20 protein-coding genes are annotated in these 22800 nt (G+C 69.4%); 16 read left to right on the plus strand and 4 right to left on the minus strand.

The features are described from left to right. The first annotated feature begins 173 nt into the window (after positions 1-173). Together ACFXGN_RS25915 and ACFXGN_RS25920 are read left to right on the plus strand one after the other, a co-directional pair. Complete coding sequence (locus tag ACFXGN_RS25915; RefSeq protein ID WP_384863641.1) at positions 174-464, plus strand: hypothetical protein; 291 nt, start codon at positions 174-176, stop codon at positions 462-464. A gap of 215 nt (positions 465-679) precedes the next feature. Further along, positions 680-931, plus strand: a complete 252-nt coding sequence (locus ACFXGN_RS25920; RefSeq protein ID WP_384863644.1) for a hypothetical protein — start codon at positions 680-682, stop codon at positions 929-931. A gap of 28 nt (positions 932-959) precedes the next feature. On the opposite strand, the gene ACFXGN_RS25925 is transcribed toward ACFXGN_RS25920, so the two are convergent. Then, positions 960-1742 (minus strand): hypothetical protein, encoded by a 783-nt coding sequence (locus ACFXGN_RS25925; protein ID WP_384863647.1) that lies wholly within the window; start codon positions 1740-1742, stop codon positions 960-962. Between the two features lie 323 nt (positions 1743-2065). Here ACFXGN_RS25925 and ACFXGN_RS25930 point away from each other — a divergent pair, with 323 nt between their 5' ends. From ACFXGN_RS25930 to ACFXGN_RS25995, 14 genes are all read left to right on the plus strand, one after another. Further along, positions 2066-2278 (plus strand): hypothetical protein, encoded by a 213-nt coding sequence (locus ACFXGN_RS25930; RefSeq protein ID WP_384863649.1) that lies wholly within the window; start codon positions 2066-2068, stop codon positions 2276-2278. Between the two features lie 91 nt (positions 2279-2369). Then, the gene (locus ACFXGN_RS25935; protein ID WP_384863652.1) at positions 2370-3380 is read left to right on the plus strand and encodes a hypothetical protein; all 1011 of its coding nucleotides are present in this window, start codon (positions 2370-2372) and stop codon (positions 3378-3380) included. A gap of 28 nt (positions 3381-3408) precedes the next feature. Next, a complete protein-coding gene (locus ACFXGN_RS25940; RefSeq protein ID WP_384863655.1) occupies positions 3409-4614 on the plus strand; it encodes a phage tail protein in 1206 nt (401 codons plus the stop codon). Further along, positions 4611-5861 (plus strand): tape-measure protein, encoded by a 1251-nt coding sequence (locus ACFXGN_RS25945; protein WP_384863658.1) that lies wholly within the window; start codon positions 4611-4613, stop codon positions 5859-5861. Before ACFXGN_RS25940 ends, ACFXGN_RS25945 begins: the two co-directional genes overlap by 4 nt. 28 nt (positions 5862-5889) lie before the next feature. Beyond that, positions 5890-6810, plus strand: coding sequence for a phage distal tail protein (locus tag ACFXGN_RS25950; RefSeq protein WP_384863661.1), 921 nt, complete (start codon positions 5890-5892; stop codon positions 6808-6810). A 34-nt stretch (positions 6811-6844) separates the two neighbouring features. Then, the gene (locus tag ACFXGN_RS25955) at positions 6845-8035 is read left to right on the plus strand and encodes a hypothetical protein (protein ID WP_384863664.1); all 1191 of its coding nucleotides are present in this window, start codon (positions 6845-6847) and stop codon (positions 8033-8035) included. 55 nt (positions 8036-8090) lie between these two features. Next, positions 8091-9275, plus strand: a complete 1185-nt coding sequence (locus tag ACFXGN_RS25960) for a hypothetical protein (protein WP_384863667.1) — start codon at positions 8091-8093, stop codon at positions 9273-9275. A 26-nt stretch (positions 9276-9301) separates the two neighbouring features. Beyond that, complete coding sequence (locus ACFXGN_RS25965; RefSeq protein ID WP_384863670.1) at positions 9302-10438, plus strand: hypothetical protein; 1137 nt, start codon at positions 9302-9304, stop codon at positions 10436-10438. Between the two features lie 12 nt (positions 10439-10450). Continuing rightward, a complete protein-coding gene (locus ACFXGN_RS25970) occupies positions 10451-11560 on the plus strand; it encodes a hypothetical protein (RefSeq protein ID WP_384863673.1) in 1110 nt (369 codons plus the stop codon). After that, on the plus strand, positions 11560-12264 hold the full coding sequence (locus ACFXGN_RS25975; protein WP_384863676.1) for a hypothetical protein: 705 nt from the start codon (positions 11560-11562) through the stop codon (positions 12262-12264). The genes ACFXGN_RS25970 and ACFXGN_RS25975 overlap by 1 nt, the downstream gene beginning before the upstream one ends. Before the next feature lie 24 nt (positions 12265-12288). Next, on the plus strand, positions 12289-12717 hold the full coding sequence (locus ACFXGN_RS25980) for an ATP-binding protein (RefSeq protein WP_384863679.1): 429 nt from the start codon (positions 12289-12291) through the stop codon (positions 12715-12717). 88 nt (positions 12718-12805) lie between these two features. Beyond that, positions 12806-13732, plus strand: a complete 927-nt coding sequence (locus ACFXGN_RS25985; RefSeq protein WP_384863682.1) for a peptidoglycan-binding protein — start codon at positions 12806-12808, stop codon at positions 13730-13732. Positions 13733-13765: 33 nt separating this feature from the next. Next, positions 13766-14005: a hypothetical protein gene (locus tag ACFXGN_RS25990; protein ID WP_384863685.1), complete on the plus strand. Its 240-nt coding sequence runs from the start codon at positions 13766-13768 to the stop codon at positions 14003-14005. Then, the gene (locus tag ACFXGN_RS25995; protein ID WP_384863688.1) at positions 13992-14255 is read left to right on the plus strand and encodes a hypothetical protein; all 264 of its coding nucleotides are present in this window, start codon (positions 13992-13994) and stop codon (positions 14253-14255) included. Before ACFXGN_RS25990 ends, ACFXGN_RS25995 begins: the two co-directional genes overlap by 14 nt. Positions 14256-14316: 61 nt before the next feature. Here ACFXGN_RS25995 and ACFXGN_RS26000 read toward each other — a convergent pair whose 3' ends face one another. From ACFXGN_RS26000 to rplL, 3 genes are all read right to left on the minus strand, one after another. Further along, a complete protein-coding gene (locus ACFXGN_RS26000; protein WP_384863691.1) occupies positions 14317-18231 on the minus strand; it encodes a DNA-directed RNA polymerase subunit beta' in 3915 nt (1304 codons plus the stop codon). A 100-nt stretch (positions 18232-18331) separates the two neighbouring features. After that, entirely contained in the window at positions 18332-21814 is a 3483-nt protein-coding gene (gene rpoB / locus ACFXGN_RS26005; protein ID WP_366439665.1) for a DNA-directed RNA polymerase subunit beta, read from the minus strand. Between the two features lie 549 nt (positions 21815-22363). Further along, positions 22364-22744 carry a 50S ribosomal protein L7/L12 gene (gene rplL, locus ACFXGN_RS26010; RefSeq protein ID WP_384863694.1) on the minus strand — a complete coding sequence of 127 codons (381 nt, stop codon included), beginning with the start codon at positions 22742-22744 and terminating at the stop codon, positions 22364-22366. Between the last annotated feature and the right edge of the window lie 56 nt (positions 22745-22800).

The following is a 22800-nucleotide window of genomic DNA, read 5'->3' on the forward strand; positions in this document are numbered from 1 at the left end:
TCCGGGCTCGGCAACCCGGGGGGCCCCTTTGTATTTAATGAACCCCCGTACCCCAAGCCCGTTATTACCCTTCGGGGGGGGGCGGGGGCCCCCCCCCCCCCCCCCCCCGCCCCTCCCCCGCCTCCCGGGGTTCTTCCGCCTTCTTTCACCCGAAACAAGGAGTACGTGTCACCATGGCCCGTTTCGACGTCAACGCCGCCCGCGCCCAGCGACAGGAGGCCCACGGCCGTGCCTGGTCCTTCGAGCTGGACGGCGAGAGCTACACCCTTCCGACCGAACTGAGCCGCGCGACGGCCAAGGCGCTGCGCAAGCTCGACGACAACGACGTGGACGGGCTGCTCGAACTCCTGATGGGTGAGGCGCAGTTCGCCCGCTTCGAGCAGCACGACATCACCATGCAGGACGTCGCCGCCATCCTGGAGGCCTACGGCAAGGAGACCGGGCTCGGCCTGGGGGAAGGCTGAGCCTCGTCGAGTTCGTCGACGAACACGCCGAGGCCCTTGAGGCGGATCTCCTCCGCTACTACTCCGTCGATCTCCTCGACTGGCACCGCGGCACGCTCTCGAGCCGTCGGCTCCTGACGCTGGTCAAGCACCTGCCCAGGGACGGCGCGGTCCAGCGCGAGCTGCACGGCGAGGCCGCCGAGTGGTCGATCTCCGATCATCTGCTGGCCGCCGCGGTGGACCATCTCGCCGTCGCCAACTGGATGTTCCTGTGCGTCAACGCGGGCGAGGACGGCGACCAGCCCGATCCGCCCAAGCCCGTCCCCCGGCCCGGCCTCACAAACGAGGACGAGGACGAGGACGGCAGCGAGGACGGGGACACGAGCGCGTTCCGTGACGAGGGCGGCGCCCCCGCCACGGACGGGCGGAGCGCACCCGGCGAGGAGGGCGCGGTGTCCCCCCAGGCACTCGCCCGGTTCTTCGGGTGACCCCACGGCCCCCGGAGTCCGTTTCCCGTCAGGGAGCGGACTCCGGGGGCGCTTCCCGTGCTCGCTCGGCGGACAGCTCCTTCTCCAGGTCCTTGGCCCGCTCCGAGAGCCGTCGCCCCCCGCCCGCCCGGGGCTCCGGCCCCGCCGGTTCCTGGTCCCGGCGCTCGGCGTTCGGACCGCCCTGCGCGGGCACCCCGGCGAGCGGCGGCACGATCGGGCGCCCGCCCTTGCCGCGTACGACCTTCCGCACCGGGCGGGCTCTCCTGCGGGCGCGGCTCTCCTGGGCGGTGAGCAGGACACCCGGCTCCTTGCCCGGTTCCGGGTCCGGCGCGCGCGCGGGCCCGGATTCCGGTTCGGGCTCGGGCTCGGTCCCGGGCCGCTGCTCGAACAGCTCGCGCTCCCTGCGGACCCGCTCCTCTGCCTCGACCACGACGGTGGGCGGTTCGAGGAGGCGGGCGAAGGGCAGGGTGATGACCCGAGCACCTTCCTGTCCGCTCTCCACCCGCCGCTCGGGCCGACGGATTCCCCGCGCGTCGCTCTGGCCCTGGGTGTAGGCGTCGGCGACCCGCTTCTCGTACTCCCGCCGGATGCGCGGGAGTTCGGCGGACACGGCCTCGGCCCAGCCTGCGGTGAAGGCGGTCGTCTCCCGGCGGTCGATCTCGGACCGGGGCAGCACGACGAGGTCCTGGGGAGCGTGGCCGTGCACCAGGACCAGCTCGGAGAGACGGGCGAAGAGGTGGGGCAGGTCGGGGTGGGCCGCGAGCCAGTCGACGACTCGCTCGTGCCGGTCCGCACCCGGCTCCGTTTCCATGTGTCTGTACTGCCTTCCAGCCCCCTGGGGTCCCCGCGCGCCCCTCGCGCCCCCTGCGCCCCGAAATGGTGTGGTCCGGAGAGCGCCCTCCAGATTACCCGGTCGAACAGACGCGCCGATCAGGCACCGGCCAGTACGGACCAGTACGGGCCAGTACGGACAAAACGACGGAAGACGCGCCGTCAGATGTATACCGCTCGACAAACATCGAACGAATGTTCCACACTCTGCTCGCACAATAGTTCGAACACGTGGTGCCCCCGCTCCTCACTCCGCGGCGCCGCCACACACGCACAGGGCCAGCAACCGGAAGGCAGGCGTCCATGACCCAGCATGCCGAGGCATCACGACCGCACGTCCCGCTCCACGACCGCCTCCGCACGCTCCTCGACGGACCCGCCCCCCTCGACAAGAGAGCGCTGCTCGGCAGCCTCTACGCCGAGGTCACCCGCTGCGAGACCCTCGCGTACACGGCGGGCTGGAACGACGCCCTCGCCTCGACGCGCCCCGGCCCCCGCCGGGACGAGGACGCCTAGCCGCGCCGACCGCCCCCTACGAAAGAGCCCCCGCCACAACCGGCGGGGGCTCTTCGGCGCTTGGCCGTCACCGGCCGGAAGCGGAGTACCCATGGCAGAAACGATCGCGGACCTCTCCAAGGAGATCGCCGCACTGAAGGACGCCCTGTTCGCCATCACCCCCGCAGACAAGAAGTCCGGCACCGAAGCCAAGGGCTTCCTCGTCGATCTCAAGAAGCATCTGGTCGATGAGTCTCCGAAGGTCACCACCCAGGAGTGGATGACAACGCTCTTCGCTCCGTACTTCAAAAAGTTCGACGACATGCACAAGGAGCTCACCAAGGAGAAGCCGACGGAGTGGATGGAGGCCGCAGGCCTGGGGGGCTTCTCCGCCGCCTACGAGAAGTTCAAGGAGGACGATTCCTGGTGGCAGTACCTCCTCGCCGCCTTCATCGCCCTCGCCATCCCCGCGATCCTCCTGGCCTTGGCGCTGAACCTCAGGACGGCCCAGCAAGCGACCCAAGCGTTCATCAGCGGCATGTTCACCAAGTCACGGGGTGACAACAGAACGATCCTCGCCACACAGGACGGCAGCCTCCTCCCCCGCCCCCAAAAGTACGGCGACGTCAAGAAGGCCCAGGCAGCCGCAGCCGGCGGGATCACCGCCGTCGGGGATGGAGCGAACCTCGAAGCGCTGCGCGGCAAGCTCGAAGCCCTGACCCCGGAGCTGCAGAAGTTCAACAGGGCTGCCCCCGCGTTCAACAGGGAGTTCCGCAAGCTGCCGTCGGAGAACGCGGCCACCAAGGCGGCGACGGGCGTCAAGAAGATCTCCGAGGCCATCAAGGACATCAACCAGGAACAGATGAAGCCGGTCGCCTCCGCCGTCAACAGGATCAACAACGCCATGCGGAACGCGGATCCGCAGAAGATCACCAAGGTCGCCAAGGCCACCGAGAAGCTCAAGACCGCAGTGACCGGATTCGAACCGGCCCGTGTCCCCAAGGCGGACCCCCTTCAGAAAGCGGCCGACGCGGCGAAGAACCTCACTGAGCAGATCGGCCCCCTGAACCGGTCGCTGGACAGCCTCCGGACCGCGGTCGGCCAGCTCAACACGGCCCTCTGACCCCACCTCTCACGAAAGGAGGTAACCCATGTCTCTCGCCAGATCCCTCAAGAACACTTCCACGGCCCTGACTTCCTTCAAGACCCAGGCGTCCGGGGCCGGCACCTCGGTCAAGAAGGTCGGTGACGCCGGTCGGTCGGCGTCCGGCCAGCTGAAGACCCTTCGTACCAACGCCCAGAACTCCGGCAGCGAGCTCAAGAAGCTCAAGACCGCCTCGGACCAGGCCGAACGCGCCATGAAGAAGGCCGGTGACACCGCCCAGTCGGCCGGCGGCAAGCTCGGCAGGTACGAGTCCGGCGCGGGCAAGGCCGCCAAGGGCCAGGACAGGCTCAACCGGTCCATGAAGGGCAACTTCCTGGTCCGGCTGCTCGAACTCTTCATGCCGCTCATCGAGAAGATCGTCGAGATGGCCGCGCGCTCGAAGACGATGCAGACGATCATGAAGAAGGCCTTCAGCGGCATCAAGGCGGTGATCGGCTCCGTCATGAAGGCCGTCGGGCCGATCATGAAGAAGGCCGGAACACTGATCAAGACGGTCTGGAACGGCATCAGGACCGCCATCTCGGCCGTCGTCAAGGCCGTCGCGACCGTCGTCAAAACCTATGTGAAGATCTGGAAGACCGTCATCACCACGGTGATGACGGCGATCAGGGCCGTCATCAGCACGGTCTGGAACGGCATCAAGGCCGTCATCACCCCGGTCATCAACTGGATCAAGTCGGCGATCCCGAAAGCCTTCAGCGCCGTCAAGGACAAGATGTCGTCCATCTGGAACGGCCTCAAGGACATCGCGTCCCGGGCGTTCAACGGCATCAAGGACGGCGTGAGGTCCCCGATCAACTCGGTGATCGGCCTGATCAACCGGATGATCGGCTCACTGAACTCGGTCAAGGTCAGCGTCCCCGGCTGGGTCCCGGTCGTCGGCGGCAAGACCTTCGGCGTCAATCTCCCGACCATCCCGATGCTCGCCACCGGTGGTGTCGTCATGCCCCGCCAGGGCGGTGTCCCGGCGATCCTCGCCGAGGCGGGCGAGGCCGAGGCCGTCCTCCCGCTCTCCAAGCTGGACCGGCTCCTCGCCCTCACCGCGCAGCGCGCCCGGCTGGGCCAGGGCGGCTACCAGACCGCTGCCCGGAGCGGCCCGGGACTGCACATCGAGCACTACCACGCGTCCAAGGGCAGTGACCCGCACGCGACGGCCAACGCGCTCATGTACCTGGTGAAGGCACGCGGATGAGTGCCGCGGCCGTCATGCCGAAGTTCCGGACCGTCGTCCCGGTGGCGAACGGCCTCCGGCAGGGAGCCGGCCAGGCGGGCGACTCCCTGCGGCGGTTCACCCAGGACGTGCGGCGGGCGGCCGGTGGAGCCGACTCCCTCGCCTCGGGCGTCAAGAACGCCGGGGGCTCCCTGCGGAGCCTCGGCCAGGGCGCGGCCGGGGCGAGCACCGCCGTGAGCAGGATCCGTACGTCCACCGCCCCCGCGGGGGTCCGGCGGATGGGCGACGCGGCGGGCAAGGCCCGTACCGCGACCGGGAAGATCGGCGCCGGTGCGGGCATCATCGTCGGCATCCTCGCGCCGCTGATCCCGGTCACCGACGTCGTCACCCGGATCATGGAGACCTTCGGCATCGCGATGACCGTCGCCTCCGTCGTGATGGTGGCCGTCAACGTCGCCATGCGGGCGAACCCGATCGGCTTCGCCATCGGCATCATCGTGCCCGTCGCGGCCTATCTGATCGAGTTCGCGGTCAACTCCGAGACCGGCCAGCGCGTCATCAAGCAGGTCTTCGACCAGGTGCTCAAGGCCGTCCAGGGCATCTGGAAGTTCCTCCAGCCGGTCATGCAGATGGTCGGCGAGGCGGTGGCCGTCTACGTCAAGGGGTACCTGTCCCTGTTCACCGGCGCGCTGAAGGCCGTCGGATCGGTCGTCAACGGGATCTCCGGGATCCGCTCGAACGTCTCCTCCGCGACGAACGCGCTGCGCGGCATCGCCTCGCGCACGATCGGCGGCATCAAGAGCTCCGTCCAGCCGGGCGTCCGCTGGATCACCGAGAGCGTCCCCGGGTTCTTCCGTACCGCCAAGGACGCGGTCAGCCGGGCGCTCAACGGCATCGGCGACCTCGTCGAGGGCGGACTCAACACCGTGCTCGGCGTCGTCAAGGGACCGATCAACGGACTGATCGCCTTCGTCAACTGGATCATCGACGGCCTCAACAAGCTCAGCTTCGAGATCCCCCTCACCGGCAAGAAGTTCGGCGTCACCCTGAAGAAGATCCCCATGCTCGCCGAGGGCGGTGTCGTCTTCCCCGGCTCCCCGGAGGGCTGGCGCATCGACCCGGTCTCCGAGCTGGAGGCCCGCCGCGTCCCGGACCTCCCCAGTACGCCCCGACCGCCGCGCCGTGTCCGGGACTTCCACGAGACCCCCGGCGCGGGCCCCCGGTCGACCGCCGAGGACCTGCTCTTCCTCGCGACCGCCCACTCCTGACATCCATCCGAAGTGAGGTGACGGCCCCATGGCCGACACGACCCCCTACACCGGAAGCAACTTCACCGCCGACCTCCCGCCCGGCTCGCTCATCAGCCAGGACGGACAGCTCCAGTGGGCCGGGCTCCTGATCGGCCCCGGCACCCCCTTCGCCGTCGACCGCACCGGTCTGTCGGGCTGGGAGGACCTGCCCGAGTACGACTCCTCCGACGCCGAGCGGCCCACCTCCCACGGCTCCTGGCCGGGCTCCCGCTTCGCCAAGCCGCGCAAGATCGGCGGCACGATCGTGCTGATGCCGGGGTGGAACGACACCGCGGGCCCGGTCCGTGCCCTGCGCCAGGCGCTCGCCCTGCTCGACGAAGAGCGGTGGCTCACCGTCCGGCTGCACGGCGAGCTGCTCACCGTACGGGCCCGGATCGCCCAGCGCGTGGTCCCCGCCGACCAGGGCTTCGCCACCCAGGGCAGCTCGCGGATGTCCATCCAGTGGCTGGCCTCCGACCCGCGCCGGTACGCCGTCGCCGAGCAGACGGTCAGCACCACCGCCCCGCAGCCCGAATCCGGTCTCGTCTGGCCGCTGACCTGGCCGCTCAAGTGGGGCGAGGCCAAGAGCACCGGTGACGCCGTCGCGGAGAACACCGGCTCGGCCGCCACCCATCCGGTGATCTCCTTCCTCGGCCCCTGCTCCCAGCCGACCGTGACCGACCGGGTCAACCGCCGTCGGCTGCGGTACGCGATCGACCTGGCGGCCGGGGACGAGCTGGTGGTCGACACCGGCGCCGGCACCGTGACCCTCAACAACTCCGCCTCGCGACGGCACACGGCGATGGCCGACTCCAGCCCGGAGGAGCTGTTCGCCCTGGAACCCGGCCGGACCGACCTGTCCTTCCGCCCGGACTCGGCCTCCCCGCAGGCCCTGATGACGGTCCGCTGGCGCAGCGCGGAATGGTGACCTCCGCTCCTCCCATCCACCGGAAAGGTGCATCATGACCGTTCAAGCCGCCTGGCTCCGCCTTGAGGGGCAGACCCGCGAGGACACCCGCATCACCCTCTCCACCCTGCTCACCGGGAGCGGCCAGACCCCCGAGGAGACCGCGCTCCGCTCGCGCTCGGGCGTCATCCCCGGCGGCCTCGCGCTGACCGGCTCCTCCCCCATGCAGGCCACCATCGGCACCGGCCGGGCCGTCGTCCAGGGCAAGGACAACGCACAGGGCGCGTACGTCGTCGCGGTGACCTCCCCCGAGGTCCTGACCGTCACCGACGGTGACCCGCAGTACGACCGGATCGATCTGATCGAACTGGCCGTCGTCGACGACGCCTACGACCGCACCGGGGCCACCCAGGCCGTCGTGCGGCTCGTCAAGGGCACCCCGGCCGCCGTTCCCGTGCTCCCGGCGAGCGGACCGGGAAGCGCGATCCCGCTCTACTCGGTCACCGTGCCGCGCGGCACCTCCGCCGGAACCGGCGGCGTCCTCTGGACGACCGCCGCCGTCCAGCCGCTGCACTACGCGACCGTCGCCCTCGGCGGCATCGTGCCCGCCAGCGGCTTCAAGGGGGTGTACGCCGGCCAGTACCGGGACACGGCCGGGCTGCTCCAGCGCTGGGACGGCACCACCTGGGTCTCCTACCCCCGTCACATCGGCGGCATCGCCCCCAACGGCACCCTGACGAACGGCCTCTACTCCGGCCAGTACCGGGACAACGGGGCCTCCCTCCAGCGCTGGGACGGCACGGCCTGGCAGTACGCCGAGGGCAAGGCGGCCATCCTGTTCAGCGCCTCCCAGACCACCTCGCAGAGCGTCCCCTCCAACGAGTGGACCCCGGTCAACCTCCAGAGCACCGACATCGACGACTTCGCGGGCTGGAGCGGGACGACCACCTACACGGTGCCGCGCACCGGATGGTGGCGCGTCTCCGCCCATGCCGCCTGGTCCGGCGACTCGCCCAACGGGTCGCGCGGTGCCCGGATCCTCCTCAACGGCGTCGGTGTCCCCCGGATGACCTGGCTGACCCCGGCCGGCAGCGCGGCGCTCGTCGTCGGCGGCCAGGGCCTGATCAAGCTCACCGCCGGCAACACGCTCCAGCTCGCGGCGTACCAGACGAACACGGCTCCGGTGAAGACGCTCGGCGGCTCCGGCTACTCCTGCAACCTCTCCGCCCAGTGGATCAGGGCCTGACCCCGCACCGGGCCCCGATCCCGCAGTCCTTCCACGCAACCGAACGGAGAACCCCATGAACCTGCGCAGCAGTTGGGCCGCCGAGACCGGCCAGACCCGCGAGGACACCCGTCTCACCCAGACCGGTGTGACCACCATGACCAACCCCGTCCAGGTGCGCTCCGGCGTCCTGCCGGGCTCCTACGACGGCCAGTACCGGATGTCCGGCTTCTGGACCTCGGGCACGTCCGCCATGACGGCGACCGTCTACGAGGGCCGGGCGATCATCCAGGGCGAGATCTCCCAGGGCGCCTACCCGGTGACCCTGCCCAGCTCCCAGGACGTCACCTTCGCGACCGGCGACGCGCAGTTCGGCCGCGTCGACCTGATCGTCGCCAAGGTCTACGACAACCTGTACGACGGGAGCCTCCGCAACGAGTCGAAGGTCGAGATCATCCAGGGCGTGCCCGGCCCGACCCCGCTCGCCCCGGCCGTCCCGCCGCGCAGCCTCGCGCTGTACGAGGTGGCCGTCCCGGCCGGTGCCAGCGCGGGCAACGGCGGCATCCCGTGGGCCACCGCCCTCAAGGACCTGCGGACCCCGGTCGTCTCCCTCGGCGGCATCCTCCCGGTCGAGGGCTCGGTGCACCCCGGCGTCTACCCGGGCCAGTACCAGGACTCCGGCGGCGCGCTCCAGCGCTGGGACGGCAGCGCCTGGGTGGCGTACCCGTCCGCGATCGGCGGCATCGCCCCGGCGGGCGCGGTCACCACCGCCACCTACACCGGCCAGTACCGGGACACCCCGGAGGGGGTGCTCCAGCGGTGGAGCGGCAGCGCCTGGACACCGGCCGTGCCCGGCCCGTACTTCGTCGACAACGGCGACTACGGCGACACCACCTCCACCACCTACACGTCGACGCTCACGGGCCGCGTCACGAACCCGCTCGCCGTGAGCTTCACCGCCCCGGCGTCGCGGATGATCATCGTCAGCTTCGGCTGCCGCATGAAGTCGCGCGACGACCACTACGCGTACATGGCGCTCCGGCTCACCCAGAACGGCACCGTCGTCAACGACCTCAACGACGAGTACGCGACGGTCGCCGCCAGCGCCACCCTGCTCTCCGCCTCGACCACACGGCGGCTGTCCAACCTGACGCCGGGCGCGACCTACACGCTCACGGCGTACTTCCGGATCCTCACCAACACCCTCGGTCTGAAGGCGGGCTTCGAGAACACCTTCATCCGGGTCGACCCCCTGCCGTAGCCACCCACCCCCGCACAGGAGCACCCATGACCTTGCACACCGGCTGGCTCACCGCCCAGGGGCAGACCCGACAGGGCACCCGCCACACCGCCTTCGGCGCCACCACCCCGGCAGGCCCGCTCAGCGTCCGCTCCGGCATCCTGCCCGGCGACTACGAGGGCAGGTACCGCGTCGGCGGCCTGAAGATGATCGGCACCGGCCCGATGACCGCCACCGTCTACCACGGCCGCGCGGTCGTCCAGGGGGCCGTCGCCCAGGGCGCCTACCCGGTAGCCCTCGACCAGGACACGGTCCTCACCTTCGCCGACGGCGACCCGCTGAACCCGCGCGTCGACCTGGTCGTCCTGCGCGTGTACGACGACCAGGTCGACGGCTCGAAGCGGACCGAGGCCACGGTCGAGATCGTCAAGGGCACCCCGGCGGCCGTCCCGGCCACCCCGGCCACGCCCCCGACCTCCCTGGCCCTGCACGCCGTCAAGGTGCCCGCCGGGACCTCGGCGGGCACCGGCGGCATCCTCTGGACGGGCGGCGCGCTCATCGACCACCGGGTCACCACGGCCGGTGTCGGCGGCATCATGCCCGTCTACGGCAACGCGGCGGTGCCCGGCGCGTACCCCGGCCAGTACCAGGACAACGACAACTCCCACCTGCTCCAGCGCTGGGACGGCACCGCCTGGGTCGCGTACCCGAAGGAACTCGGCGGCATCGCCCCCACCGGCACCCTCTCCACCGGCGGCTACACCGGCCAGTTCCGGGACAACGCCGGCACGCTCCAGCGGTGGAACGGCACCGCCTGGGTGGCCTACCAGCCACCCGTCGAGGTCGAGAGCCGTACCACCGGTCTGACCCCGGCGGACGGCTGGACGGTCACCTCGTTCACGGCCCGGCGCACCCGCGGCATCGTCACCCTCAACGCCCTGGTGACCCGCGCGGGCGCCGACATCGTCTCCGGCGCCAACGGCCAGATCACCGACCAGCCCCTGTGCACCCTGCCGGCGGGCTGGTCCCCGCCCGGCAACTTCGAGGCCGTCGCCGCCGACGGCTGGGGCCACGGGAACGCCCGTATCGAGTCCACCGGCCGGGTCGTCCTGCGGAGCTGGGTCTCCAACGGCGTCCTGTCCGCGGGCCGCTACCTCTCCGTCTGCGCCACCTACATCCAGTAAAGGAGGGACCCCATGGCACTCGACACCCCCTACCGGGCGATCTTCTGCGATCTGCTGACCGACCAGACGCTCGACATCCTGCCGCTGCGCGACGTCCAGTTCGACGACTACATCGGCAGGGCCGGCACCCTCTCCGGCACCATCCCCATCCCCGACGAGGCGATCGCCGCCCGGGTCCGCAAGGTCGAGGAGGGCCGCACCGCCGTCTACCTGGAGCGCGGCGGCGACCTGTGGTGGGGCGGCATCATCTGGACCAGCACGCTGCAGAGCAGCGGGCGCGGGGTGCTGACCCTGAGCATCCAGGCCGCCACCTTCGACTCGTACGCGGGACGGCGGCGCATCCGCGAGGACATCCACCTCCCCGTGCCCATCGACCAACTGGAGATCGCCCGCCTCCTGTGGGACCGGCTCCAGAGCGCGGACTACCCGGGCGGCAACATCCGCGTCCGTACGGGCACGGAGACCTCCCTCACCCTGCGGACCGCGTCCTGGCGGAGGGGCGACGAGACGCTCTACTCCGAGGCGCTCGCGCAGCTCGCCGCCATGGACAGCGGGTTCGAGCACCAGATCATGGTCTACCGGGATCCGCTCACCGGTGAGCGGATCCGCCAGTTGCGGCTCGGCGCCCCCAAGATCCGTACCGGCGCCACCGACCTGGTCTTCGACCGGCCGGGCACGATCCTGTCGTACTCGTTCCCCCGGGACGCGACCCGCGGCGGCACCACCGCCGTGGCCCGGGGCGCGTCGGTCAACACCAACGCCGCCGCCGAGTCCCGACCGCTGATGTCCTCGGAGCGGCGGGCCGACGACCTCCTGAACGGCAACTGGCCCCGGGTGGACCTCTCCTCGGACCACAACGAGATCAGCGACCCCCGCCAGCTCGAACTGATGGCCATCGGCACACTCGCCCAGGCGACCGGCCCCGTCGTGATCCCCGAGATCACCATCCGGCTCGGTGGTGTGGTGCCGCCCGCGCTGCTCGGCCGCTCGGCCCGCATCCGGATCACCGACGAATGGCACAGTCCGGGGCTCGACGCCCGCTACCGGATCATCGGCGTCAAGGTACGGCCGCCGGAGCGCGGCCGTCCCGACACCGCCGAGCTCTACCTCGAGGAGGCCTGATGCCCCAGTTGCCGCAGGACATCATCGACCGGCTCACCCAGATGGAGCGCCGCATCCAGGCGCTGTCCACGGCCGTCAACACCCGGCCCGCGCTCAACGAGATCAGCGACGGCGCGCTCACGGTGAAGCTGCCGAACGGCACCGCCGTCCTCCGGGTCGGCAAGTGGGACGAGGAGCCCGAGAAGAGCGAGTACGGGGTGGCGCTGCGGCGGCAGACCGGCGAACTGGCGATGGCCCTCTTCAACGGCACCGGCACCAGCACCTCCAAGCAGGTGCTCCGGCTGTACGACTCCTACGGCCACGAGGTGTTCTCCGACGACATCGTCGCCGGCGGGCTCTCCCGGCCCTGGCTCGCGATGCTGCCGCCGCAGGACGTCGTCCAGACCCGCTGGCCGCAGACGACCTCCACGACCTGGGCGACGATCGCCCGCTCGCACAACCCGGTCTGGCAGCCGCGGCTGCGGCTGATGATGGAGACGAGGGTCAGCGCGGGGGCGACCGGCGAGGTCAAGGTCCTCATCGACGGCGCCACGCAGTTCGGCGGCGTCACCTCCGCGGGCACCGTCTTCGACGTCACCGACCGGGTCGTGCCGGACATCACCTCCCGCTTCGGCACCACGGTCAAGATCGAGGTGCAGGCCCGGGTCATCGGCACCGGCACCGTCTACGCCAAGCCGATGCTGATGCACGGCACCCAGAGCTGACCCGCCCTCCCCAAGGAGAAACGCATGATCATCGACCCGGCCCTGCCCTGGGGCGTGGCCATCGACTACGCCGGCCGTGCCACCGTCACCGACGGCGGGCACACCGTCGACGTCCGCATCTACGACACCACCCTCGGCGGCGCCCTCGAACCGGACCCGATGACCGGCGAGTACCCGCAGGTCTACGTGACCGCCCAGCTCGGCGAGGCCGGTGCGGCCGGTTCGACCCTGCGCGGCAGCGGGCTCGTCGTCCTCAACGGGCGGGACGGCACCCCGGTCGCCCCGGACCCGGCGGCCGTGCGCACCGCCGTCACGAGCGCGCTGGCCGACTTCGAGACCCGCCGGGCGGCCTACGCCGCGCTCTGCGCGACCTGGGCCCCGCCGACCCCGACGCCGGACCCGGGCCCCGCCCCGACGCCGGACCCGAAGCCGGAGCCCGCCCCGTCCCCGTGACACCGGCCGACCGCCCCCCACCGGCCCACCGCCCCACCCGTACGCCCGCCCTCCGCGCGGGCTTTTTTCATGTCCGGAGGGACACCAGATGGCCACTCCCCTCCCCGCGGACCGGCTCGTCGCCGCACTCCGCGCCGAAGGCGTCACCGTCGTCGAACACCCCGGCTGGCGCACCCACAACCGCAACCACACCGGCGCCTGGGGCCCGGTCACCGGTGTGATGATCCACCACACCGTCTCCAGCGGCACCGCGTCCTCCGTCGACATGTGCTTCCACGGCTACGAAGGCCTCCCCGGGCCGCTCTGCCACGGAGTCATCGCCAAGGACGGCAGCGTCCACCTGGTCGCCAACGGCCGCGCCAACCACGCGGGCGGCGGCGACCCGTCCGTCCTCCAGGCCGTGATCACCGAGACGTACGGCAGCCGCCCCCCGGCCCCCCGCGCCCACCAGGGCAGCCCGGGAGCCGTCGACGGGAACTCCCGCTTCTACGGCTTCGAGTGCGTCAACCTCGGCAACGGCACCGACCCCTGGCCCGCCGCCCAGCTCGACGCCATGGAACGCGTCTCCGCCGCCCTCTGCCGGGCCCACGGCTGGGGCGCCCGCTCCGTCATCGGCCACCTGGAGTGGTCCGACTGGAAGAGCGACCCCAAGGGCTTCGGTATGCCGACCCTCCGCGAACGCGTCCAGGCCCGGCTCAAGAAGGCCCCCGCCAAGGATCCCGCCAAGACCCCCGGCGCCGGAAAGCCGGCCGCACCCCGCCTCCAGCCGTTCCCGGGCACCTCGTTCTTCCGCGAGGAGACGAACTCCCCGGTCATCACGGCCATGGGCCGCCGTCTCGTCGCCGAGGGCTGCTCCACGTACACCGTCGGCCCCGGCCCCCGCTGGAGCGAGGCCGACCGGCGCAGCTACGCGAAGTGGCAGCGCACCCTCGGCCTGCGCGGCTCCGACGCCGACGGCATCCCCGGCCCCGCGTCCTGGACCGCGCTGAAGGTCCCGTACACCAAGGCCCCCTGACCGGGCCGATCACACAGGAAGCGAGAAGTCCCGATGTCCGATGCCGCCAAGCGCACGGCCCGTACCGTCCTCCAGTCCGCCGTCGGCATCGCCGTCGTGCTCCCCGCGATCGTCGACGCCTCCGGCCTCCCCGAGACGCTCCCCTGGGTCGCCGGAGCCCTGGCCGTCTCCGGCGCGCTGACCCGGGTGATGGCCCTCGACGCGGTGCAGGCGCTGCTGCCGTCCTGGCTGCGCGCCGCCCCGGCCGAGGGCGGTGACGATGACCGAGCCTGACCCGAGCGACCCCGTGGCCGTCGTCCTCGAACTGGAACGCCTCCGCGGCACCCTGGAGGCCGGTTTCGCCCGGGTCGACGGCTCGCTGGCCCTGCTCGTGCAGCGCAGCGACCAGACCGACAAACAGCTCGCCGACCACGAGACCCGCCTCGACGCCCTGGAACGCGCCCGCTGGCCCCTCGCCAGCATCGCCGCGCTGACCGCGAGCGCCGGTGTGCTCGTCGCGGTCTGGGAGCTGGCCGCCCGCTAGCCGGGCACGCCGAAGGGCGGCCACCCCTCACGGGATGACCGCCCTTCGGTACCACTAGCGCTTACTGGTTGTACGGACCGTAGTCGTAGTCCTCCAGCGGCACGGCCTGGCCGGAGCCCGAGCCGAACGGCGAGTAGTCGATGTCGTCGTAGCCGACGGCCGAGTACATCGCGGCCTTGGCCTCCTCGGTCGGCTCCACCCGGATGTTGCGGTAACGGGCGAGGCCCGTACCGGCCGGGATGAGCTTACCGATGATGACGTTCTCCTTGAGGCCGATGAGGCTGTCGGACTTGGCGTTGATCGCCGCGTCCGTCAGCACTCGGGTCGTCTCCTGGAAGGAGGCGGCCGACAGCCAGGACTCCGTCGCCAGCGAGGCCTTGGTGATACCCATCAGCTGCGGACGGCCGGAGGCGGGGTGACCGCCCTCGGTGACCACACGACGGTTCTCGGTCTCGAACTTCGAGCGCTCGACGAGCTCGCCCGGCAGCAGTTCCGCGTCGCCGGACTCGATGATCGTCACACGGCGGAGCATCTGCCGGATGATGATCTCGATGTGCTTGTCGTGGATCGTCACGCCCTGCGAGTTGTAGACCTTCTGGACCTCGGCGACCAGGTGGATCTGGACCGCGCGCTGACCCAGGATGCGCAGCACGTCGTGCGGGTTGGTGGCACCCACGGTGAGCTTCTGGCCCACCTCGACGTGGTCGCCCTCTCCCACGAGCAGACGGGCACGCTTCGAGATCGGGAACGCCGTCTCTTCGGTGCCGTCGTCCGGGGTGACGACGAGCTTCTTGGTCTTCTCGGTCTCCTCGATGCGGACGCGGCCGGCCGCCTCCGAGATCGGGGCGACACCCTTGGGCTGACGCGCCTCGAAGAGCTCGACGACACGCGGCAGACCCTGGGTGATGTCGTCACCGGCCACACCACCGGTGTGGAAGGTACGCATCGTCAGCTGGGTACCGGGCTCACCGATGGACTGGGCGGCGATGATGCCGACCGCCTCACCGATGTCGACCAGCTTGCCGGTGGCGAGCGAACGGCCGTAGCAGAAGGCACAGGTGCCGACGGCCGACTCACAGGTCAGGACCGAGCGGGTCTTGACCTCCTCGACGCCCGCGTTGACCAGGGCGTCGATGAGCACGTCACCCAGGTCGATGTTGGCCGGCGCGATGACCTTGCCGTCCACGACGACGTCCTCGGCGAGCATCCGCGCGTACACGGAGGTCTCGACGTCCTCGGTCTTGCGCAGCACGTTGTCGGCGCCGCGCTCGGCGATCCGCAGCTTCAGACCGCGCTCGGTGCCGCAGTCCTCCTCGCGGATGATCACGTCCTGCGAGACGTCCACCAGACGACGGGTCAGGTAACCCGAGTCGGCGGTACGCAGGGCGGTGTCCGCCAGACCCTTACGGGCACCGTGCGTGGAGATGAAGTACTCCAGAACGGTGAGGCCCTCACGGAAGGACGCCTTGATGGGACGCGGGATCGTCTCGTTCTTCGCGTTCGACACCAGACCACGCATACCCGCGATCTGACGCATCTGCATCATGTTTCCTCGGGCACCCGAGTCGACCATCATGAAGATGGGGTTCGTCTTCGGGAAGTTCGCGTTCATCGCCTCGGCGACCTCGTTGGTCGCCTTGGTCCAGATCGCGATGAGCTCCTGCGTGCGCTCTTCCTTGGTGATCAGACCGCGCTCGTACTGCTTCTGGACCTTCTCGTCCTGCTCCTCGTAGCCCTTGACGATGGCCTTCTTGGCCTCGGGCACGACGACGTCGGAGATGGCCACGGTGACACCGGAACGGGTCGCCCAGTAGAAGCCCGCCGCCTTCAGGTTGTCGAGCGTCGCCGCCACGATGACCTTGGGGTAGCGCTCGGCGAGGTCGTTGACGATCTCGGAGAGCTGCTTCTTGCCGACGGAGTAGTCGACGAACGGGTAGTCCTCGGGCAGCAGCTCGTTGAAGAGCGCGCGGCCCAGCGAGGTGCGCAGGCGGAACGAGTCACCCTGCTGCCACTCGCCCGCTCCGACGTGGTCGTCGCCCTCCTCGGTGACCGGGGGGACCCAGCCACGAGGAGCGATGGTGCCGACCGGGAAGCGGATGTCGATCTGCGACTGCAGCGCCAGCTCGCCCGCGTCGAACGCCATGGTCGCCTCGGCCGTGGAGCCGAACGCGCGGCCCTCGCCCTTGGTGTCGCGCAGCTCGCCGTCGGTGGTGAGGAAGAACAGACCGAGGACCATGTCCTGGGTCGGCATCGTCACCGGACGGCCGTCGGCGGGCTTCAGGATGTTGTTCGAGGACAGCATCAGGATGCGGGCCTCGGCCTGCGCCTCCGCGGAGAGCGGCAGGTGGACGGCCATCTGGTCACCGTCGAAGTCCGCGTTGAACGCGGTGCAGACGAGCGGGTGGATCTGGATGGCCTTGCCCTCGACCAGCTGCGGCTCGAAGGCCTGGATGCCGAGGCGGTGCAGCGTGGGCGCACGGTTCAGCAGGACCGGGTGCTCGGCGATGACCTCTTCGAGGACGTCGTACACGACCGTGCGGCCGCGCTCGACCATCCGCTTGGCGCTCTTGATGTTCTGCGCGTGGTTCAGGTCGACCAGGCGCTTCATCACGAACGGCTTGAAGAGCTCCAGCGCCATGGCCTTCGGCAGACCGCACTGGTGCAGCTTGAGCTGCGGGCCGACGACGATGACGGAACGCGCCGAGTAGTCGACACGCTTGCCGAGCAGGTTCTGACGGAAACGACCCTGCTTGCCCTTCAGCATGTCGCTGAGGGACTTCAGCGGACGGTTGCCGGGGCCCGTGACCGGGCGACCACGACGGCCGTTGTCGAAGAGGGCGTCGACCGCCTCCTGGAGCATCCGCTTCTCGTTGTTCACGATGATCTCGGGGGCACCGAGGTCGAGCAGACGCTTCAGACGGTTGTTGCGGTTGATCACGCGGCGGTACAGGTCGTTCAGGTCGGAGGTCGCGAAGCGGCCACCGTCCAGCTGCACCATCGGACGCAGGTCCGGCGGGATGACCGGCACGCAGTCGAGAACCATGCCCTTGGGGCTGTTCGCGGTCTGCAGGAACGCGGAGACGACCTTGAGGCGCTTGAGCGCACGGGTCTTCTTCTGGCCCTTGCCGGTGCGGATGATCTCGCGGAGGCGCTCGGCCTCCTGCTCCAGGTCGAAGGACTCCAGGCGCTTCTGCAGCGCCGCGGCACCCATCGAGCCGTCGAAGTACGTGCCGAAGCGGTCACGCAGCTCGCGGTAGAGGAGCTCGTCGCCCTCCAGGTCCTGGACCTTGAGGTTCTTGAAGCGCGCCCAGACCTCGTCCAGACGGTCGATCTCGCGCTGCGCACGGTCGCGCAGCTGCTTCATCTCGCGCTCGGCACCCTCGCGCACCTTGCGGCGCACATCGGCCTTGGCGCCCTCGGCCTCGAGCTCGGCGAGGTCGTTCTCGAGCTTCTTGGCGCGGGCCTCCAGGTCGGAGTCGCGGCGGTTCTCGATCTGCTGGCGCTCGACGGAGACGTGCGCCTCCAGGGAGGGCAGGTCACGCGTACGACGCTCGTCGTCGACGTACGTGATCATGTACGCCGCGAAGTAGATGACCTTCTCGAGGTCCTTCGGGGCGAGGTCGAGCAGGTAGCCGAGGCGCGACGGAACGCCCTTGAAGTACCAGATGTGGGTGACCGGGGCGGCGAGCTCGATGTGGCCCATCCGCTCGCGGCGCACCTTCGCGCGGGTGACCTCGACGCCACACCGCTCACAGATGATGCCCTTGAAGCGGACACGCTTGTACTTGCCGCAGTAGCACTCCCAGTCCCGGGTCGGACCGAAGATCTTCTCGCAGAAGAGTCCGTCCTTCTCGGGCTTGAGCGTGCGGTAGTTGATGGTCTCCGGCTTCTTGACCTCGCCGTGGCTCCACTGACGGATGTCGTCAGCGGTGGCCAGACCGATCCGGAGCTCGTCGAAGAAGTTGACGTCGAGCACTATGCGTCAATCCCTCTCAGGGTTGTAAGGCTTGGGGTCTGATACGGGGGTCCTGGGGCCGGCGGGGGGACCGTGACTGGTCCCCGCCGCCGAACTCCCGTCAGACCTCTTCGACGCTGCTCGGCTCACGCCGGGACAGGTCGATGCCGAGCTCCTCCGCTGCGCGGAAGACGTCCTCGTCGGTGTCGCGCATCTCGATGGACATGCCGTCCGAGGACAGCACCTCCACGTTGAGGCACAGGGACTGCATCTCCTTGATGAGCACCTTGAAGGACTCGGGGATGCCGGGCTCAGGGATGTTCTCGCCCTTGACGATGGCCTCGTAGACCTTCACGCGGCCGGTCACGTCGTCGGACTTGATCGTCAGCAGCTCCTGGAGGGCGTACGCGGCGCCATAAGCCTCCAGCGCCCACACCTCCATCTCACCGAAGCGCTGGCCACCGAACTGGGCCTTACCACCCAGCGGCTGCTGGGTGATCATGGAGTAGGGGCCGGTCGAACGCGCGTGGAGCTTGTCGTCGACCAGGTGGTGGAGCTTGAGGATGTACATGTAGCCGACCGAGACCGGCTCCGGGAACGGCTCGCCGGAGCGGCCGTCGAACAGCCTCGCCTTGCCGGTCGGGAGCACCATGCGCTCGCCGTCGCGGTTCGGGATGGTGTGCTGGAGCAGACCCGCGAGCTCGTCCTCGCGCGCACCGTCGAAGACCGGGGTGGCGACGTTGGTGCCGGGGGCGACCTGGTCGGCACCGATGGCCTGGAGGCGCTGCGCCCACTCGTCCGCGAGGCCGGAGACGTCCCAGCCGCGGCTGGCGAGCCAGCCGAGGTGGATCTCCAGGACCTGTCCCGGGTTCATTCGGGACGGGACACCCAGCGGGTTGAGGATGATGTCGACCGGGGTGCCGTCCTCCAGGAACGGCATGTCCTCGATCGGCAGGATCTTGGAGATGACGCCCTTGTTGCCGTGACGGCCGGCGAGCTTGTCACCATCGGTGATCTTGCGCTTCTGGGCGACGTAGACGCGGACCAGCTGGTTCACGCCCGGGGGAAGCTCGTCGCCCTCCTCGCGGTCGAAGACGCGCACGCCGATGATCTTGCCGATCTCGCCGTGGGGCACCTTCAGCGAGGTGTCACGGACCTCGCGCGCCTTCTCGCCGAAGATCGCGCGGAGCAGCCGCTCCTCGGGGGTCAGCTCGGTCTCGCCCTTGGGCGTGACCTTGCCGACGAGGATGTCACCGGCGACGACCTCGGCACCGATGCGGATGATGCCGCGCTCGTCGAGGTCGGCGAGGACCTCTTCGGAGACGTTCGGGATGTCCCGGGTGATCTCCTCCGGGCCGAGCTTGGTGTCACGGGCGTCGACCTCGTGCTCCTCGATGTGGATCGAGGAGAGGACGTCGTCCTGCACGAGGCGCTGCGACAGGATGATCGCGTCCTCGTAGTTGTGGCCCTCCCACGGCATGAACGCCACGAGGAGGTTCTTGCCGAGCGCCATCTCGCCGTCTTCGGTGGCGGGACCGTCGGCGAGGACCTGGCCCTCGATGACGCGGTCGCCCTCGTCCACGACGACCTTCTGGTTCACAGAGGTGCCCTGGTTGGAGCGGGAGAACTTGTGCAGGCGGTACGTGATGTACGTGCCGTCGTCGTTGGCGACCGTGATGTAGTCGGCCGACAGCTCCTGGACGACACCGTCCTTCTCGGCCTTGAGCACGTCACCGGCGTCGGTGGCGCAGCGGTACTCCATGCCGGTGCCGACGAGCGGGGCCTCCGACTTGATGAGGGGCACCGCCTGACGCATCATGTTCGCGCCCATGAGGGCACGGTTGGCGTCGTCGTGCTCGAGGAACGGGATCATGGCGGTCGCGACCGACACCATCTGGCGCGGCGAGACGTCCATGTAGTCCACGTCCGACGGCTCGACGTAGTCGACCTCGCCGCCGCGCTTGCGGACCAGGACGCGGTTCTCGGTGAAGCGCAGGTCGTCGTCGAGCCCGGCGTTGGCCTGCGCGATGACGAAGCGGTCCTCCTCGTCGGCGGTGACGTAGTCGACCTCGTCGGTGACCTGGCCGTCGACGACCTTGCGGTACGGCGTCTCGATGAAGCCGAACGCGTTGACGCGGCCGTACGAGGCGAGCGAACCGATCAGACCGATGTTCGGGCCTTCGGGGGTCTCGATCGGGCACATGCGTCCGTAGTGGGACGGGTGCACGTCTCGGACCTCGAAGCCGGCCCGCTCACGGGAGAGACCGCCAGGGCCCAGCGCCGAGAGGCGACGCTTGTGCGTCAGACCCGACAGCGGGTTGTTCTGGTCCATGAACTGGGACAGCTGGCTGGTGCCGAAGAACTCCTTGATGGAGGCGACGACCGGCCGGATGTTGATCAGGGTCTGCGGCGTGATCGCCTCGACGTCCTGAGTCGTCATGCGCTCGCGCACGACGCGCTCCATACGGGCGAGACCCGTACGGACCTGGTTCTGGATCAGCTCGCCGACGTTGCGCAGGCGGCGGTTGCCGAAGTGGTCGATGTCGTCGGTCTCGACGACGATCTCGTTGCCGTTCTCGCCGATCGTCTCGGTCTCGCCCGCGTGGAGCTTGACCAGGTACCTGATCGTGGCGATGACGTCGTCGGTGGTGAGGACGCCGGCGTTCAGCGGCTCGTCCGCGCCGAGCTTCTTGTTCACCTTGTAGCGGCCGACCTTCGCGAGGTCGTAGCGCTTCGGGTTGAAGTAGAGGTTCTCGAGCAGCGTCTGAGCGGCCTCACGGGTCGGCGGCTCGCCCGGACGCAGCTTGCGGTAGATGTCGAGCAGCGCGTCGTCCTGGCCCTGGGTGTGGTCCTTCTCCAGGGTGGCGCGCATGGACTCGTACTCGCCGAACTCCTGGAGGATCTGCTCGGTGGTCCAGCCGAGGGCCTTCAGGAGGACGGTGACGGACTGCTTGCGCTTGCGGTCGATGCGGACACCGACCAGGTCGCGCTTGTCGATCTCCATCTCCAGCCAGGCACCCCGGGAAGGGATGATCTTGGCGGAGAAGATGTCCTTGTCGGACGTCTTGTCGATGGAGGAGTCGAAGTAGACGCCGGGCGAACGGACCAGCTGCGACACCACGACACGCTCGGTGCCGTTGATGACGAAGGTGCCCTTGTTCGTCATGAGCGGGAAGTCGCCCATGAAGACCGTCTGGGACTTGATCTCGCCGGTCTCGTTGTTCGTGAACTCGGCGGTGACGAAGAGCGGGGCGCCGTACGTGAAGTCACGGTCCTTGCACTCGTCGATCGAGTTCTTCGGGGGCTCGAAACGGTGATCGCGGAAGGTCAGCGACATCGACCCGGAGAAGTCCTCGATCGGGGAGATCTCCTCGAAGATCTCCTCCAGGCCGGACTTCGTGGGGACATCCCGTCCCGACTCGAGGGCCGCTTCGACGCGAGCCTTCCACGCGGCATTGCCGAGCAGCCAGTCAAAGCTCTCGGTCTGCAGCGCGAGGAGGTTCGGAACCTCGAGGGGCTCCCTGATCTTTGCAAAGGAGATGCGCAGCGGGGCGGTGCTTGCGCCGTTGTTCGTATTGGTCGAGGCGTTGCGCGAGGCGGCCAAGAGGGGGTCCTTCCGAGGGCTCGGACTCACTACGCGCGTACCGGTCCCCAGCAACGCTTCACGGCAGACTTTTCCTGAGACGACCAGAAGGCCAGGTCAGATGGGGTCGGTCCACGAAGCTGATGCGAAGGTATGCCCCTGGTGACGGGCAGGGGGCAGCTAACAGGCAGCGCAAAGGGACAGTGTAGCCACTTGGCTCACTGATGTCCAGGGCGACTTCTTCGCGACCCTCGTTGCTCTCAACTCCGCGGTACCTCGCGCCGTGTGGCGCACCTCGATACTGCCCGTTCAGTCGTCGATCCATGCCTCGGAAACGGATCGTTGTGACGACGCGTCCTGAGAATTGCGCGCTGCGTGCGGTTCGTCAAGGCCCCCCGGTCTGCGGGGCGCACGGCGAAGATCACCATACTCCGCTCCCGAAGGCCCCCAGGACCCCCGCCACGCCCGTCTCCGGGGAACGCCGAAAGGCGACCACCCATCTGGGTGATCGCCTCTCGGTGCCTCCGCGTTACACGGTGGCGGGAGTCAGCTCAGCGAGCCGAAACGGTCTTACTTGACCGTGACGGAGGCGCCGGCGGCCTTGAGGGACTCGGCGGCCTTCTCGGCGACGTCCTTCGCGACCTTCTCGAGGACCGGCTTCGGGGTGCCGTCGACGAGGTCCTTGGCCTCCTTCAGGCCCAGGGAGGTGAGCTCACGCACGACCTTGATGACCTGGATCTTCTTCTCGCCGGCGCCCTCGAGGACGACGTCGAACTCGTCCTGCTCCTCGACGGCCTCAGCGGCGGCCGGACCGGCCGGACCGGCGACGGCGACGGCCGCGGCGGCGGTGACGTCGAACTTCTCCTCGAACGCCTTCACGAACTCGGAGAGCTCGATGAGGGTGAGCTCCTCGAACTGGGCGAGAAGTTCGTCCTGGGTGAGCTTCGCCATGATGGGCGATCCTTCCACTAAATCGGCAGGTGCCGGATGTATAGGGAGGCGGGCGT

It is taken from the genome of Streptomyces sp. NPDC059247, from assembly GCF_042754005.1.
Lineage (GTDB): Bacteria > Actinomycetota > Actinomycetes > Streptomycetales > Streptomycetaceae > Streptomyces.

Excerpts from the sequence above, each read along its gene's own strand:
- ACFXGN_RS25915 (WP_384863641.1), top strand. The coding sequence starts at position 174 with ATGGCCCGTTTCGACGTCAACGCCGCCCGCGCCCAGCGACAGGAGGCC.
- ACFXGN_RS25925 (WP_384863647.1), bottom strand. The coding sequence starts at position 1,742 with ATGGAAACGGAGCCGGGTGCGGACCGGCACGAGCGAGTCGTCGACTGG.
- ACFXGN_RS25930 (WP_384863649.1), top strand. The coding sequence starts at position 2,066 with ATGACCCAGCATGCCGAGGCATCACGACCGCACGTCCCGCTCCACGAC.
- ACFXGN_RS25935 (WP_384863652.1), top strand. The coding sequence starts at position 2,370 with ATGGCAGAAACGATCGCGGACCTCTCCAAGGAGATCGCCGCACTGAAG.
- ACFXGN_RS25940 (WP_384863655.1), top strand. The coding sequence starts at position 3,409 with ATGTCTCTCGCCAGATCCCTCAAGAACACTTCCACGGCCCTGACTTCC.
- ACFXGN_RS25945 (WP_384863658.1), top strand. The coding sequence starts at position 4,611 with ATGAGTGCCGCGGCCGTCATGCCGAAGTTCCGGACCGTCGTCCCGGTG.
- ACFXGN_RS25950 (WP_384863661.1), top strand. The coding sequence starts at position 5,890 with ATGGCCGACACGACCCCCTACACCGGAAGCAACTTCACCGCCGACCTC.
- ACFXGN_RS25955 (WP_384863664.1), top strand. The coding sequence starts at position 6,845 with ATGACCGTTCAAGCCGCCTGGCTCCGCCTTGAGGGGCAGACCCGCGAG.
- ACFXGN_RS25960 (WP_384863667.1), top strand. The coding sequence starts at position 8,091 with ATGAACCTGCGCAGCAGTTGGGCCGCCGAGACCGGCCAGACCCGCGAG.
- ACFXGN_RS25965 (WP_384863670.1), top strand. The coding sequence starts at position 9,302 with ATGACCTTGCACACCGGCTGGCTCACCGCCCAGGGGCAGACCCGACAG.
- ACFXGN_RS25970 (WP_384863673.1), top strand. The coding sequence starts at position 10,451 with ATGGCACTCGACACCCCCTACCGGGCGATCTTCTGCGATCTGCTGACC.
- ACFXGN_RS25975 (WP_384863676.1), top strand. The coding sequence starts at position 11,560 with ATGCCCCAGTTGCCGCAGGACATCATCGACCGGCTCACCCAGATGGAG.
- ACFXGN_RS25980 (WP_384863679.1), top strand. The coding sequence starts at position 12,289 with ATGATCATCGACCCGGCCCTGCCCTGGGGCGTGGCCATCGACTACGCC.
- ACFXGN_RS25985 (WP_384863682.1), top strand. The coding sequence starts at position 12,806 with ATGGCCACTCCCCTCCCCGCGGACCGGCTCGTCGCCGCACTCCGCGCC.
- ACFXGN_RS25990 (WP_384863685.1), top strand. The coding sequence starts at position 13,766 with ATGTCCGATGCCGCCAAGCGCACGGCCCGTACCGTCCTCCAGTCCGCC.
- ACFXGN_RS25995 (WP_384863688.1), top strand. The coding sequence starts at position 13,992 with ATGACCGAGCCTGACCCGAGCGACCCCGTGGCCGTCGTCCTCGAACTG.
- rplL (WP_384863694.1), bottom strand. The coding sequence starts at position 22,744 with ATGGCGAAGCTCACCCAGGACGAACTTCTCGCCCAGTTCGAGGAGCTC.